The 16830-nt window shown below is 39.5% G+C and carries 8 protein-coding genes; 3 read left to right on the top strand and 5 right to left on the bottom strand.

Features of this window, described 5'->3' with window-relative positions; translation table 11 throughout:
- Window positions 1-105: 105 nt before the first annotated feature.
- From nifJ to B9O19_RS06705, 3 genes are all read left to right on the top strand, one after another.
- On the top strand, window positions 106-3636 hold the full coding sequence (gene nifJ, locus B9O19_RS06715) for a pyruvate:ferredoxin (flavodoxin) oxidoreductase (RefSeq protein ID WP_102365694.1): 3531 nt from the start codon (window positions 106-108) through the stop codon (window positions 3634-3636).
- A gap of 1109 nt (window positions 3637-4745) precedes the next feature.
- Window positions 4746-5033 (top strand): helix-turn-helix domain-containing protein, encoded by a 288-nt coding sequence (locus tag B9O19_RS06710; protein ID WP_102365693.1) that lies wholly within the window; start codon window positions 4746-4748, stop codon window positions 5031-5033.
- 57 nt (window positions 5034-5090) lie between these two features.
- Entirely contained in the window at window positions 5091-5303 is a 213-nt protein-coding gene (locus B9O19_RS06705) for a helix-turn-helix domain-containing protein (protein ID WP_102365692.1), read from the top strand.
- A gap of 667 nt (window positions 5304-5970) precedes the next feature.
- On the opposite strand, the gene carB is transcribed toward B9O19_RS06705, so the two are convergent.
- The 5 genes from carB to gyrB all read right to left on the bottom strand — a co-directional run bounded on the left by carB (window position 5971) and on the right by gyrB (window position 16796).
- A complete protein-coding gene (gene carB, locus B9O19_RS06700) occupies window positions 5971-9183 on the bottom strand; it encodes a carbamoyl-phosphate synthase large subunit (protein WP_102365691.1) in 3213 nt (1070 codons plus the stop codon).
- A gap of 154 nt (window positions 9184-9337) precedes the next feature.
- The gene (gene carA, locus B9O19_RS06695; RefSeq protein ID WP_102365690.1) at window positions 9338-10396 is read right to left on the bottom strand and encodes a glutamine-hydrolyzing carbamoyl-phosphate synthase small subunit; all 1059 of its coding nucleotides are present in this window, start codon (window positions 10394-10396) and stop codon (window positions 9338-9340) included.
- A gap of 1445 nt (window positions 10397-11841) precedes the next feature.
- The gene (locus tag B9O19_RS06690) at window positions 11842-14058 is read right to left on the bottom strand and encodes a hypothetical protein (protein ID WP_102365689.1); all 2217 of its coding nucleotides are present in this window, start codon (window positions 14056-14058) and stop codon (window positions 11842-11844) included.
- Window positions 14059-14210: 152 nt separating this feature from the next.
- The gene (locus tag B9O19_RS06685) at window positions 14211-14831 is read right to left on the bottom strand and encodes a hypothetical protein (RefSeq protein WP_102365688.1); all 621 of its coding nucleotides are present in this window, start codon (window positions 14829-14831) and stop codon (window positions 14211-14213) included.
- A gap of 15 nt (window positions 14832-14846) precedes the next feature.
- A complete protein-coding gene (gene gyrB, locus B9O19_RS06680; RefSeq protein WP_102365687.1) occupies window positions 14847-16796 on the bottom strand; it encodes a DNA topoisomerase (ATP-hydrolyzing) subunit B in 1950 nt (649 codons plus the stop codon).
- Window positions 16797-16830 lie beyond the last annotated feature (34 nt).

Raw genomic sequence — 16830 nt, 5'->3', positions numbered from 1 at the left:
ATACTTTTACTAGGTTGTGGAAAAAGCGCGTAAAAACGCTGTTAACATAGCCGTTTAACTTTGAAAAAAATTAATTTTTAGTTATATCCAAGGAGGAAAAACAAAATGGCTAAGTTTAAGACTATGGATGGTAACTGCGCTGCCGCACACGTTGCATACGCGTTTACGGAAGTTGCAGCAATCTATCCTATCACTCCTTCTTCACCAATGGCTGAGTACGTTGATGAATGGAGTGCAAAGGGCCAAAAGAATATTTTTGGCGAAACAGTGGAAATGGTAGAAATGCAGTCTGAGGCAGGTGCGGCAGGTGCTGTTCACGGCGCTTTGCAGGCAGGTGCTCTCACAAGTACATTCACGGCTTCACAGGGCTTGCTCCTTATGATTCCTAACATGTATAAGATTGCTGGTGAATTACTGCCGACAGTTTTCCATGTAAGCGCCAGAGCTCTAGCGGCTCATGCTCTTAACATTTTCGGCGACCATCAGGACGTTATGGCTTGCCGCCAGACAGGTTTCGCAATGCTCGCTTCTGGAAGCGTTCAGGAAGTTATGGATTTGGGCGGTGTTGCTCACCTGGCTTCAATAAAAGGAAGAGTTCCTTTCCTTCATTTCTTTGATGGTTTCAGAACTTCTCATGAAATTCAGAAAATCGAGGTTATGGAATACGAAGACCTCAAAAAGTTGGTTGACTGGGACGCTGTTAAAGCGTTTAAGGATAACGCTCTTAACCCTGAGCACCCTGTTCTCAGAGGTACAGCTCAGAACGGCGATATCTACTTCCAGGGAAGAGAAGCTGCTAATAAATATTACGACGCTATCCCTGATATCGTAAACGAATACATGGTTGAAATCTCTAAAATTACAGGCAGAGATTACAAACCTTTCAATTACTATGGAGACCCTGAGGCAACAAAGGTTATCGTTGCTATGGGAAGTGTCTGCGGCGCCGCTGAGGAAACTGTTGACTACTTAAGGTCAAAGGGCGAGAAAGTCGGAGTTTTGGAAGTTCATTTGTACAGACCTTTCTCTGCTAAATATTTCTTCAATGTTATGCCTAAGACAGTTAAAAAGATAGCTGTTCTTGACAGAACAAAAGAGCCCGGTTCATTGGGCGAACCTCTTTACCTCGATATCTGCAATCTTTATAAGGACTGCGCTGACGCTCCTAAGATTGTAGGCGGACGTTTCGGTCTTGGTTCAAAGGATACAACTCCAACTCAAATCGTTGCTGTATTCAAGAATCTCGACGAAGACGAACCAAAAACAAACTTCACAATCGGTATTGTTGACGACGTTACAAATCTTTCACTGCCGCTCACCGAGACAGTTAACTGCTCGCCTGAAGGCACAACACGCTGTAAGTTCTGGGGATTCGGAAGCGATGGTACTGTTGGAGCTAATAAGGACGCAATCAAGATTATCGGTGATAACACTGACCTTTATGCTCAGGCATATTTTGATTATGACTCAAAGAAATCAGGCGGTGTAACCATGTCTCACTTGAGATTTGGTAAAACCCCTATTAAATCTACATATCTACTTGATGAAGCTGACTATATCGCATGTCATAAGCCGGCTTATATACACCAGTATGACCTTCTCGAAGGACTAAAGAAGGGCGGAACATTCCTGCTTAACTGCGTATGGTCTGACGAAGAGCTGGACGAAAAACTCCCGGCTAGTATCAAGAGATACATTGCTGAGAACAATATTAACTTCTACACAATCAACGCTGTTGACGTAGCTGTAAAGGTTGGTCTCGGACCTACAAGAATCAACATGGTAACTCAGGGCGCTTTCTTTAAGCTGGCTGACGTTATTCCGTTTGATGAAGCTGTTGGATATATTAAAGCAGCTATCAAGAAGACATACGGCAAGAAGGGCGACGAAATCGTTAAGATGAACTGTGACGCTGTTGACGGAGCTATCGACGCTCTTCACAAAGTTGACGTTCCTGCTTCTTGGAAAGACGCTGTTGACGAGCCTGTATGCGACTGCGGCAAGCCTGAGTTTATTACAAAGGTTGTTGAGCCTGTTAACGCACAGCGCGGAAACAAGCTTCCTGTCAGCACATTTGTTGGTATCGAAGACGGTACTTTTGAAACCGGTACATCACGCTATGAGAAGCGCGGAGTTGCCGTTTTAGTTCCTGAGTGGGACGTTTCAAAATGTATCCAGTGTAACCAGTGTTCTGCTTCATGTCCTCATGCTGCAATTCGTCCTATCCTTTTGACAGATGAAGAAGCTGCAAACGCACCTGAGAGCTTTGCTACAAAGCCGGCTATGGGACCGGAACTTAAAGGTCTCCAGTACAGAATGCAGGTTGCTCCTCTTGACTGTCTGGGCTGCGGAGTTTGTGCAAACGTTTGTCCTGAAAAGGTACAGGCAATCACAATGAAGCCTATCGACGAAGTTGCCGATACAGAAGAAGGAAATTGGGAATACGCTATGACTGTTCCGAACAAGGCTAACCTTGTTGATACAAAGAAGAGTATTAAAAACTCACAGTTCGCTATGCCATACCTTGAGTTCTCAGGCGCATGTGCAGGCTGTGGTGAAACACCATATATCAAGCTCATCACTCAGTTGTTTGGTGACAGAATGATGATTGCGAACGCAACAGGATGTACTTCTATTTGGGGCGGTTCTGCTCCTTCAATGCCTTACTGCAAAGACGAATGCGGCAGAGGTCCGGCTTGGGCAAACTCACTGTTCGAGGACAATGCTGAATTTGGTCTTGGTATGGTTGTTGCTAACAAGAAGGTCAGAGAGACATTGGTAAGCCGCATGAATTCAGTTATGGATGACGTTGACGCTAAACTTGCTGACGCATTCAAGGCTTGGATTGCCGGAAAAGATGACGCTGACGCATCAAAGGCTGCAGCAGAAGATATTAAGGCTCTTATCAAAGACGCTGACATGTCAAATCCTGCTATCAAAGAAATCGCTGACAGAACTGACTACTTAGTTAAGCGTTCACAGTGGGTATTCGGCGGAGACGGCTGGGCTTACGATATTGGTTACGGCGGACTTGATCACGTAATCGCTTCAAACGAAGATATTAATATCTTTGTTGTTGACACAGAGGTTTACTCAAACACAGGAGGTCAGGCTTCAAAGGCTACACCTACCGCTGCTATTGCTAAGTTTGCAGCTGCCGGCAAGAGAGTTAAGAAGAAAGACCTTGGAATGATAGCTACAACTTACGGTTATGTATATGTTGCTCAGATAGCTTTGGGTTCAAACATGCAGCAGGCATTGACAGCAATCAAAGAAGCTGAAGCATATCCGGGACCATCACTTATCATTGCTTACGCACCATGTATCAACCATGGTATTAAGGCAAGAGGCGGAATGGGCAACTCAATCGCTGAGGAGAAGAAGGCTGTAGAGTGCGGATACTGGCACTTATGGAGATACAATCCTCAGGCGCCGGAAGGCACAAATCCGTTCACACTTGATTCAAAGGCTCCGCAGGGCGGAATCAAAGACTTCATGAAGGGTGAGAACAGATACTTGCAATTGCTGAAGGCATTCCCGGACGAGGCTGAAGGATTATTTGACAAAGCTGAAAAAGACTTAACAGAGAGATATGAGACATATTTAAGAAAGTCAAAAGAAGATTACGCTGAATAATCATATATAGAAAAAGAGCGGTGATTTTTTCACCGCTCTTTTTCATTTCTTTGAATAATATAAAATTAATATAGTTTAAAAAATAATAGCCATAAAGGCAATATAACTGTCTCCCGCACAGGACAGTTATATAAATAATATAGTTAACTTGTGTGACAACCGTTAGATGGTTATCTTTTATCTGTTCTTATTATATGTTGTTTTTTCTTTATATGTCAATGTCATTTTTTATATTTACTATTTCTTTCCTGTTGACTTTGTGTGCTACCGTGAAAAAAATTTTTTCGAGTTTCTATTTAATTAATTCACAAAAATGCTGGGGATTCAGTGAACTTCGGAAGGGCGCATTTATGCGCCGCGTTAGGTGAGCTATCATCTGAACACGCAGTGTTCAATATACAATTTTCTTATTAAAATTATTAAATTTTCTTACATATGACACTATATAATTTTTTATTATTTTACTTAACTAAAAAAACTATTTATATACTTTGTATATGACCCCATATAATATTTATTATTTTACTTATAATAGGTGTTTGAACCATTTCTTTTTCTCGCAAGAAAAAGAAACGCTTCACCAAAGAAAAAGTGCTTGCTCGCTTAGGTCGCCTAACGGCTCCAACGGGCGCTCGCCCCCGCTCATTTCACCATGAAGCTATGACTTCATGATGAAAAAAGCCTTACTACTTTCCCGTTGACTTTGTGAACTACCGTGAATAAAGATATTCCGAGTTCCTATTAATTTAATGCACTATAAAAGTCGGTTTTTCGGTGAACATCGGTAGGCTTGCGATAGCAAGCACGTTAGGTGAGCTATCATCTGAACACGTAGTGTTCATTATATAATTTACTTTGTATATGACCCCATATAAAAAAATTATTAGTTTTATAATACTTTTATTTTAGAAATTATCGTGTAACAGAAGATACTTCTTAAACTTTATCTGCTAAATAAATATGGTTTTTAATATTTCTATGATATAATTATACCATTCAGTGAACATCGGTAGGGCGGCATAGCCGCCGCGTTAGGTGAGCTATTATCTGAACACGCAGTGTTCAATATCTTATCTATATTATAATTTGTTTTTTTAGGAGTGTATACTATGAAAAAAGAAGTAGGTTTTGAAAACAGAGACCGATTTGTTGAGTTAGGATTGATGATTTCAGCTTTAAGAAAAGCTAAAGGCTATACTCAATATGAACTTGCTGAGAAAGCTCATATTAGCCGCTCACATCTTAGCTCTATTGAAGCTCCTAATATATCTTCCTCATTTTCTTTAGAAGTATTCTTCAATATTGCCGATATTTTGGAGGTTAAACCTGGTGATTTACTTAATCTTAACCTTCCATCGTCCTATTTTAATAATGATAAAGAAAAGAAAAAATTATAAAATTAATAAACGTATATTATAATTTTGTTATTTTTAAATTATTAAGGAAGTGGTAAAATGTATTTAAAAAGATTAAGGTCCCTGCGTATAAAAGCAGGATTAAAACAAACAGATATTGCTGAAATATTAGGAATACAACAAACTGTATACTCTCGTTACGAACGAGGTTTTCAAACTATACCATTAAATTTTCTAATAAAACTTGCAGACTTTTATAATACATCTACCGATTACATATTAAATCTTACAAATGAAATAAATCCACATTAAAGTAATAATATTTACAAATATATTGAACACTACGTGTTCAGATGATAGCTCACCTAACGCGGCGCATAAATGCGCCCTACCGATGCTCGCTGACCCTCAGCTTTTTAGTGAATTAAATTAATAGGAACTCGAAACATCTTTTTTCACGGCAGTTCACAAAGTCAACGGGAAAGTTACAAGGCTTTTTCATCTTGAAGCGCAGATTCAAGATGAAATTAGCGGGGGCGAGCGCCCCTTGGAGCCGCAGGCGACCTAAGCGAGCAAGCACTTTTTCTTTTGTGAAGCGTTTCTTTTTCTTGCCAGAAAAAGAAATGGTTCAAACACCCTATTATGTAATAATAAAATTTTTTATACGGGGTCATATACAAAGTAGATATATAAATTTTTAATAAACAAAATAATATATTTTCATTATATATTGAACACTGCGTGTTCAGATAGTAGCTCACCTAACGTGCTTGTTAACACAAGCCTACCGATGTTCACTGAAAACCCTTTTTTGTATATCAATTAAATTTAACCCCAATTTATTTGTGAATTAAATAAATACTAACTCGAAAAATCTTTTTTCACAGTAGTTCAAAAAGTCAACGGGAAAGTAAAAAAATCATAAATAAAGCGGTATTCCCAATAAGCCCGTCAGGCTAAAGAAAATACCGCTTTAAAATTATTTTATCTCTTTCACTGATGTTATATCAACATTTTCAGGCGTGAACTTCTTCTCCATTACACTCACCAGCGCTCCCACTGTGTCAAGCGACGTCATAAGACTAATTGAACTCTCCGACGCACAGCGCCTTATCTTAAACCCGTCGCTTCCCTTGTCGTTACCCTTCTGCGGTATGTCTATTATCAAATCGCATATCCCGCTGCGGATTACATCCAAAACGTTGGGAACTCCCTCCCCTATCTTCTTGGCAACCTTAACGCCGATTCCATTCTCCTCTAAAAACTTTGCCGTGCCCTCTGTGGCAATAAATCCACATCCCAATTCAGCAAAACGTTTGGCTAAAGGCAAAAAGTTCTCTTTGTCTCTCTCCCTCACCGTCGCCAGTATGGTTCCCGACTTTTCAGGTATCGTTGTTCCGGCACCAATAAATCCCTTGTATATCGCTTCCTCAAAGGTTCTGCCAACTCCCAAAACCTCTCCGGTGGAACGCATCTCAGGACCCAGGCTCACCTCAACCATAGGCAGTTTCTCAGTCGAGAATACCGGCACCTTTACAGCTACCATGCTTGATTCGGGATTTATGCCGGTTCCGTATCCCATGTCTTTGAGCGTCTCTCCCAACATCACCCTGGTTGCCAATTCGATTACCGGAACCCCTGTCACCTTGGTTATATAAGGAACCGTACGGCTGGAACGCGGGTTTACTTCTATTATATATAACTCGTCCTTAAACTCGATAAACTGTATGTTTATCATGCCTATAACTTTTAATGCGACAGAAATTTCCTTGGTGACCTCCATAATCTTCTGCTTCATCTTGTCAGTTATGTTTTGCGGCGGATAAATCGAAATACTGTCTCCCGAATGTATCCCAGCACGCTCCAAATGCTCCATTATTCCCGGAATAAACACATCTGTTCCGTCGCAAATAGCGTCTACTTCCAGCTCGCGGCCGCCCAAATACCTGTCAATAAGCACGGGATTGTCAGAATCCTTCTTGAACGCGTCCTCCAGATATTGAACAAGCTCTGTCTCGTTATGCGTAATCTCCATACCCTGACCGCCCAAAACATACGACGGACGGACAAGAAGCGGATATCCCAAATCGTTCGCTTCCTCTATCCCCTTCTGAACAGACCAAACTGCTCTGCCTTTAGGGCGCTTAATATTAAGCTCTTCCAGGATAGCGTCAAACTTCTCCCTGTCCTCCGCCTCGTCTATCTGCTTAGGTTTTGTTCCGAAAATAGGAACATTCATCTCGTCAAGGAAGTTAGCCAATTTAATTGCTGTCTGACCGCCAAACTGCAATATAACTCCGTCAGGCTTCTCAAGCTCAATTATGCTGTACACATCCTCTTCTGTCAGCGGCTCAAAGTAAAGTTTATCCGATGTGTCAAAATCTGTGCTGACCGTTTCGGGGTTATTATTTATAATGATAGTTTCAAGCCCCAGCTTTTTAAGAGCCTGAATACTATGAACACTGCAATAGTCAAATTCTATTCCCTGACCAATACGGATAGGACCCGAACCCAGCACCAGCACTTTTCGCCTGTCGGAAGGCTCCGCTTCGTTAACCTCGTCATAAGTTGAATAGTAATATGGCGAAACAGCCTCAAACTCACCTGCACAGGTGTCAACCATCTTATAAACCGGGCGGATATTATACTTTTCTCTGAGCTTTCTGACATCTTTACCCATGCAGCCGATTATCTCGGCTATTCCCTCATCGGCAAAGCCCATAACTTTATATTCTCTGAGCTTTTCAGGCGTCAGAGTTTCTATGCTGTATTCTTTTAGTTCTTCCTCTTTTTCTACTATCTTCTTAATCTTCTTTATGAACCACGGGTCCATACCGGTAATTTCGCAAATTTTCTCCATTAGATAATCACGTCTGATAAGCTCTGCCAAATCAAAAAGCCTTTCGTCATCAGGCACAACAACTCTCCGTTTAAGCCCCTCCAAACTATGCTGCTTAGAAAATTCACGCATTAGTGTGAACTGCTTTATCTCAAGAGAACGAACGCCTTTCAGCAGTGCGGCTTCAAAGCTGTTCCCTATGGCCATGACCTCGCCTGTCGCCATCATCTTAGTTCCAAGCTGTCTTTTTGCGCTGAAGAACTTATCAAACGGCCATTTTGGTATCTTTACAACGCAGTAGTCAAGCGCCGGTTCAAAGCAGGCGTATGTTTTGCCTGTGACCGCATTTTTAATTTCATCCAAATTATATCCCAAAGCAATCTTTGCACCGATTTTGGCAATCGGATATCCTGTAGCCTTTGACGCAAGCGCCGAAGAACGGCTGACGCGCGGATTTATCTCAATAACCGCATACTCAAAGCTGTCAGGGTTCAGAGCGAACTGAACATTACATCCGCCCTTAATCTCTATGGAATTTATAATATCTATAGCCGCTTTTCTGAGCATCTGGTATTCTTTATCCGCCAAGGTCTGTGCCGGGGCAACGACTATACTGTCGCCGGTATGTACACCGACCGGGTCCACATTCTCCATAGAGCAGACCGTTATACAATTTCCGGCGCCATCTCTGATAACCTCAAACTCGATTTCTTTCCAGCCTCTTATACACTTTTCAATCAAAACCTGTCCAACGCGCGACAAATGTATTCCCTGAGTGGCTATCTCTATAAGCTCGCTCTCATTTTCAGCGATTCCGCCGCCTGTTCCTCCCAAAGTATAAGCAGGTCTCACAATAACCGGATAACCTATTTCGTTGGCAAAATCCTGGGCGTCTTCAACCGTATTGACAATCTCACCCTTAATCATGGGCTGATTTGTCCGTTCCATCATCTGCTTAAAGCTGTCACGGTCTTCGCCCTCTTTTATGGATTCTATTGAAGTTCCGATAACCCTAACGCCATATTTTTCGAGCACTCCGCTGTCATATAATTCACAGGCCAAATTCAAACCGGTCTGTCCGCCCATTCCGGCAATAAGGCTGTCCGGGCGCTCCTTTTCAATAACCTTTTCCACATATTCCGCTGTAAGGGGCTCAATATAGGTATAGTCAGCTGTATCCTTATCCGTCATTATTGTGGCCGGATTACTGTTTACTAAAACGACTTCTATTCCCTCTTCTTTTATTGCCTGGCAAGCCTGTGTTCCGGAATAATCAAATTCGGCGGCCTGTCCTATAACAATAGGACCGGAGCCAATAACAAGCACTTTTTTTATACTATTATCCTTAGGCATTTATTTTTCCTCCTAACACATATTGAAACCGGCATATTGAATTTTATCAGCTGCATTTCATCAATAAACCGGAATTACTCTGTCAATATAAATCTATATAAATATTTAAATAAAACGTTTTTTATTAAGTTTTCAAAGCAATTCTATAAAAATACTAATCCGATAAGAAATAGTCAAATATCCATCCGGTGTCAAGCGGACCCGGTGAAGCTTCAGGATGAAACTGTACGCTGCGTATCGGCAAAGTTTTATGTTTTATACCTTCGCATGTTCCGTCATTAACGTTTATATATGACTCTTCAACATCGTCGGGCAGGTCAGAAACGATATAGTTATGATTCTGAGAGGTTATATACACCTTGCCTGTTTCCAAATTTTTAACCGGGTGGTTTCCGCCATGATGACCAAATTTTAATTTAGCAGTTTTTCCTCCCAGCGCCAGTCCTATTATCTGATGCCCCATACAAATTCCGCATACACGATACTTTCCGATAAGGTTTTTAACAGTCTCAACAGTTTCAGGAACGTCCTGAGGGTCTCCCGGTCCATTTGAGATAAACACCATGTCAGGGGCTATTTTCTCAATTTCTGCCGCCGTAACATTATACGGAAACACTGTTATATCACAGTCACGTTCTTTAAAGTCCCGTATAATTCCGGCTTTTGCACCCATATCAATAAAGGCCACCTTTTTGCCGCCGCCTTTTATATTATATGCGCTTTTAGTCGACACACGGCTTATAACATCACTATTATCAAGGCTTTCAAGACAAGTTTCAATTTCTTTATCTGATATATTTTCCTTGATAGTTATTATGCCCTTCATACAGCCATTGTTTCTGATTATCCTGGTCAATGCTCTGGTATCAATTCCTTCTATCCCAACTATATGATTTTGCCGCAAAAAACCGTCTAGGTCCATTTCGGTCCTAAAATTGCTGGGATAATCACATTTTTCACGGACTACAAATGCTGAAAGCGCAGGCTTGTCCGATTCCATATCCTCGAAATTTATTCCGTAATTTCCAATCAGAGGATAAGTCATAACAACGATTTGACCGCAAAACGACGGGTCCGTTAGTGTTTCCTGATATCCCGTCATATTTGTAGTGAATACGACCTCTCCCACGACATCATGAATATGCCCGAAAGCTTTTCCTGTAAATCTGTCACCGTTCTCCAGTATTAACTGGGCAACTCTGCTGTTTTGCATAAAATCAGCTCCTTTTTATTAACAAATGTGCAAAATAAAAGGACAAATGAGAAATAAAACTAAATCTCAATGTCCATATTAACAATATTTAAAAAATAAGAGTCCCTCATAAAATGTGAAACGAAAAACATTAAACCTAAAAACCAATCTTTAAAGTTAACTATTAACTTTGGTCTTACAGTCATCAGGCCGTTCCCCTTTCTGAGCAATTCTCCTATTTTGCATTTTTACTATCTTACCACTATTACTTTTTCTTGTCAATAGTAATTTTTAGAAAATTTTATTTTTTAAAATCTTCAAGCATGAATAACGTTTCTAATCTAAAATATAAAAACTTTTTTACACCGGTATACTTGCTTTTATATTACCAACAATGTAAAATTTTCATAACACGGCTGTAAATAACGGAAATACCCAATTATTCCGCAATAGATTAGTACAAGTAATATATTTAACTAAATTAGTATGCTGGAACGTCAGCAAAAAACTAGAATAAAATTTAATGGTGTTTTTTTGTAAACATCGGTAAGTGTGAGCACACTTTTTTAAGTGTGTTAAATAGGTATAATGAATTAGACAAAAATATTATGGTTATTTATAATAAAAAATTATAAAAATATAGTATAGAAAGCATTGGATATGTAACTGTGACCACACTTTAAAGAGTGTATTATACAAAGTAACTTGTTTTTGTAAATTAAAAATAGATAAAAATTTAAGGGTATATCTTGGTGAACATCAGTAGGTGTGACCCGACCTGTAAAGGTTGGTATGATACAAGGTAATTTGTTTTATTATAGCCTTCAACGTCAATTGTGGCTACACTTTTATTAAAAGTGTATGTTATGCAAACCATATAACGTCATATATACTTTTAATGCCAATAATTAGCTTAGTTGTCATACAATAAATTGCTTAGTTGTGATGTATTGTGTGCGTAAACACACCTCGTTAGGTGAACTGCCATATCACGCGAAGCGTGAACATACTTAAAACAGTTTGCCATAATCCTTTTTAATAATAAACTTTTCCGTGACTGCGCGCCTTACGCGGCAAACTACGTTTGTACATCACAACTAAGTTTGATTATTGACATTGTAGGTTTATCAATACAAAGTAATTTGTATTACACACACTTTAAAAAAGTGTGGTCACAGCCCTGCCGAAGCTTGCTATATCACATTTTTATCCAACTTTATTGTAGTCTTTCCATTATGGCTTACACAAACTTGCAAAGTGTAATTACATTCATACCGCCCGATGCTTGCATACCACATTTGTTATTAATACCCTTAACATTTCTGTCCACTTCATTGCGGCCTTTCCACAAACTGTTACCACACCTTAACAATGTTTACTAAAAACACTGTATTTAGATTAATAATTCTAAAATAATTTTTTTTACTTGATATATACATGAATCATAGATTATTCATAATCTTAGTTTATGCTAACGACATACCTGACAAAAGCGACAGTATAAGTCTAGAAATTTCTACAACATTCATTGCTGAAATAACCGGATGTGCAGGAGGTAATATTTTGCTGTCAAAAACTATTGGTATATCTGATAAAGAAATATTTTTCTTCGAGGCAAAATCATTCGCGTTATTTATAATCGCATTAAATTTCTTATCTGAACCAAGAATACGATACTTCGATACCTGTTTAAGCGCTGATACTGCATATGCAGTATCTCTGACCCTCTTGATAAAATTGGTTTCATAAGAACTGGAAACAGAACCGTCTGTTCTGACACATGCAAGCAATGCCGCGACCGCAATTCTGATGTTTGTGACAACAGTTTTATAATCAAGACTGCTGTCGCCGAATACAGTAACCGCATTTTTGAACTCATCATCAAAAGAATATGACATTTCAATATTCACATTTCCTATTGAGCGGCCATGTCCATACTTCGTATAAATATCAGCCCTACAGCTATTTTCCGGTGAAAGGACGTTCATCTCCTTTGTTATCTGCGCGGCTCTTTTTTTGAATCTTATCACCGTCTCCGGAGCTATATCACTCCTTGAAATCAGCTTATATATTCCGTCAAGAGCCAAACGTGCGAATGCCATATCTATATTTCTCGATTGATTCAAATATCCTATATTGTTCACATTAACAGTCTGAGAAAATCCACCGTCAGCCTCAATTAAAAATTCTCTCGGATAATCTGTTGCGGAACGTATACCCAATATAATTGGTTCATCTGTTCTATATTTTTCTATATTTTTTGGATTCATATAATATGTGCCGGGCGCAAACTCAGATATAACCACATTCGACAAATACGGAGAACATAAACGTTTTAGAAAACCCGAAACAAAGCTGCAAAAATTATGTCCGCGGTGCATTTGACCAAATATACCGAGGCACTCGCTTGAAAACTTCTCATAAAATCCATTATGAATGCCGGAACCTATTGATACTATATTAAACGTTGTTTGGGATTTTCCAACATGCTGAACGGCTGAACCAAAAGCTTGACCGCTTTTGTAAACATTTTTAATTATCATATTTTGAAGATTATGGTAGCGGCAAAGCAATCCTGACGCCGTGATAAAAATAATTTGAGCCCCATTCGATATATCAAAAACTTTCTGTATAGCATCTTTATACGCCTTTTCTCCTATTTGAACGAAGGAATCAAGATTCCTTAACCACTCTTCTACTTTTGCAATATTCGTTAAAGTCGGAGCTAAAAATTCATTAGAATAAATTTCTCCATTAATCGTAGAAATAAAAAAATGTGAATACCGATTCATATTTCTTAAAAATTCAGTGAGCGCCGCCTTAGCCACGTTCTGTGATGATGCAGACGAATCCGCTGTATCAAGTATGTAAATTATATCTGCATTTTCAGCCGGTGCCGGCACCTGGGGTCTTATCAGATATACCGCACTGTAACCGCTCGTATCATCCCCGCATACATATCCAATACTCTCACGGCTTGGGTCATAACACAGACACAACTCAAATACACTGCCGGATTTTCCAGTTGAAACCAACATTACTCCGCTGCCTGTAAAATTTTTGCCAATATAATTATTATCTTTCATAATATATTGATTATTAATCGGCAGAATATTGTATTCGTGTGTTGACGAATACATCCTTTTAAGTTCTTTATTGTTTGGAACGGCGACGCTAATTGAGACGTCTATATTTTCAGAGTAAGAATTTTCTGCTTTGCTGACATGTTTTTTGACTGATTCAATATTTTGTGGCACCGAAGTAGATGAATAAAGCGGTATTTCAAAAATAAGGTCATTGCCCATACACTTTGGAAGCGCTGTAGCCTCGATTATTAAATTAAATTCTCCAAAATTTTGATGCAAATTATTAATCTTTAAACTGTAGCACGTATCTGCTGTCTGCTTCAGAATTACACGTGAAGCTCCGCTTTTTTCCTCATCATCAAATTCAGTAATATTGCTTTTTACTGAATATTCACCGTAATCTAATTCAAAGCCTCCTATAACTGCTGATTTAGGCATATCAAAAAACAAATTAAAGTCAAAAACATTGTCAGCTGCTTCTTTCACAAAATCAGTTTTAAGAACAAACTCATATCTTAAACTAAGTACCATATCAAACATTAGTTCAGCTTTTATATCAAGGTTTTTCAGAGTTATATATTTTTCACAGTTTTCCATATCCATTTCCTTACTTTTGATTCTAATAATATAAAACATTAAAAATTTTCATAAAATTCTTATGTAAACAACTATCCGCAGAGCTGTAATCACAGCTCTGCGGACAAATAAAGATATTTTTAACTTTACAAAGTAACAATTTTAGAGTGATATCACTCATCCTTTATAAACAACTCTTTCGTATATGGCAGAGACAATATCCAGTCACAATAAGCGTGCCATTCGTCAAGCTTATGGTTTCTTCTCGCATAATACATATTAAGAAGATTCTCATAATTCATAGTTATTGTGCGCTTTTGATTATAGTTTGACGGAAGCATCTGTATAATATCATACCAATCCGCTTTGTCCTTAGTCTCAACAAAATGTTTGCGTTTAAGCTCCATAAACTCCATATAAGCGGTAAAAGCTTCAAGAGCGGTTTTACTAAGATGATCACAAGAAAAATCAGAAAGTTCAAATTTCTTTGAATGTATTTTGTGCATCGTACTTGTTGAGTTAGCCACGGTACCAACTTTGTATGTGTCAAACTCTTTCCACCAATAAAGCGGCGCTGTTATATCAACGCTTACCAATATCTGACGAATAAACTTTCTATGGTCACTACCTGCTCTGCAAAGCCTGATTGCCAGCGAAAGGTCATTCTCACCGAGAATGTAGTCGCCATTTTCATTATAGCGGCTGTCTATTCTTCCCCAGCTGTTCATGGGATTTCTTGCTCCGCGGATAGCGCCCTCAAGATTCATTACCTTAGCATATTCTATTTTTATCATATAAAGTTCTCCAAACTAAATATCAAGATTGATAACTGATGTGCCTCTTTCCTCAATAAACTTTCTTCTCGGCTCAACCTTATCACCCATAAGAATCGTAAATGTCTCGTCTGCCTGCTGAGCGTCTTCGAGATCTACCCTAAGCATTATTCTTGTATCGGGATTCATTGTTGTATCCCAAAGCTGCGACGGGTTCATCTCACCAAGACCTTTATATCTCTGAACGCTGGGCGTTCTGCCGTCGCCCATTTCAGTCAGTATATCCTGAAGCTCCTGATCAGTGTAGGCATATTTTTCAATCTTTCCTCTTGAAATCTTATAAAGCGGCGGCTGTGCTATATACACATGTCCGTCCTCAATAAGCGGGCGCATATAACGGAAGAAAAATGTCAGAAGAAGCGTTCTGATATGCGCTCCGTCAACATCGGCATCAGCCATTATAACAACTTTTCCGTATCTCAGTTTGTTTAAATCAAACTCGTCTCCAATACCGGCGCCAAGCGCAGTAATCACAGGAGTTAGTTTATCATTGCCATAAATTTTATCTATTCTGGCTTTTTCTACATTCAGCATTTTTCCCCAAAGCGGAAGTATAGCCTGGAATCTCCTGTCACGCCCCTGCTTTGCCGAGCCGCCTGCAGAGTCTCCCTCGACGATATATATTTCTGTATAAGTATTATCCCTGTCAGAACAATCGGCCAGTTTTCCGGGAAGAGAACTGCTTTCGAGAGCAGATTTACGTCTTGTGCTCTCTCTCGCCCTCTTTGCCGCCTCTCTTGCGCGGGAAGCTGTCATTGCTTTATCAACAACTATTTTAGCTATGGTTGGATTCTCTTCAAAAAACTCCCCGAGTTTTTCATTAACCATCTTTTCAACTATGGTTCTTATCTCGCTGTTTCCAAGTTTAGTCTTTGTCTGACCCTCAAATTGTGCCTCTGTTACCTTTACGCTTATTACACAGGACAAACCCTCACGGCAGTCCTCGCCTTTAAGATTAGCGTCAGCTTCCTTAAGCATACCTGTTTTTCTGGCATAATCATTAATAACTTTAGTAAGAGCAGACTTAAATCCCGTCTCATGAGTTCCGCCTTCGGTGGTGTTAATATTATTAGCAAAACTCATAATCATTTCGTTATATCCGTCGTTGTACTGCATAGCGACCTCTGCCTCGCTGTCCTCTCTAACGGAATTAACATATATAACATCCTCATGGATAACTTCTTTATTCCGGTTAAGATATTCAACAAACTCACGAATACCACCATCATATTTAAGTTCCACCATCTTTTTATCTTCAGGGGCATTAGTTCTTTTATCAACAAGAGTAATATTAATCCCGGCGTTTAGAAACGCTTGCTCACGCAGACGTCTGCGAAGAACATCATAATCATAGACAAGACCTTCTTTAAAAATCTCACCGTCAGGTTTAAAATGCACTTTAGTTCCGGTCTCAGTCGTCTCTCCTATTTGCTTCAGAGAGCCGACGCCTTGTCCCCGTTCATATTTTTGATAAAAAATATGCTCGCCATTTTTGATCTCAACTTCAAGATACTCAGAAAGCGCGTTTACAACCGAAGCACCAACGCCATGCAAACCGCCGGAAACCTTATAACCTCCGCCGCCGAATTTTCCGCCGGCGTGAAGCTGTGTAAATACAACCTCGACAGTTGATATTCCCATTTTAGGATGTATACCTGTCGGGATTCCGCGTCCGTTATCTGTTACGGTTATAGAATTATCCTCTTCAATTTCCACCAAAATTCTACTGCAGAATCCTGCCAAAGCTTCATCGATAGAATTATCTACTATCTCGTAAACAAGATGGTGGAGACCGCGTGAAGAAGTAGAACCGATATACATACCCGGTCTTTTTCTAACAGCTTCCAATCCCTCAAGGACCTGTATTTGGTTTTCGTCATAAGTGTCCTCAATTGGGACGCTCGTAATATGTTGTTCCTCTTGCATAAAATTCACTCCATTTATAGTATTATGTTCTTGC

The organism is Monoglobus pectinilyticus (assembly GCF_002874775.1).
Lineage (GTDB): Bacteria > Bacillota > Clostridia > Monoglobales > Monoglobaceae > Monoglobus > Monoglobus pectinilyticus.
This window is presented reverse-complemented; position numbering and strand designations above follow the sequence as displayed.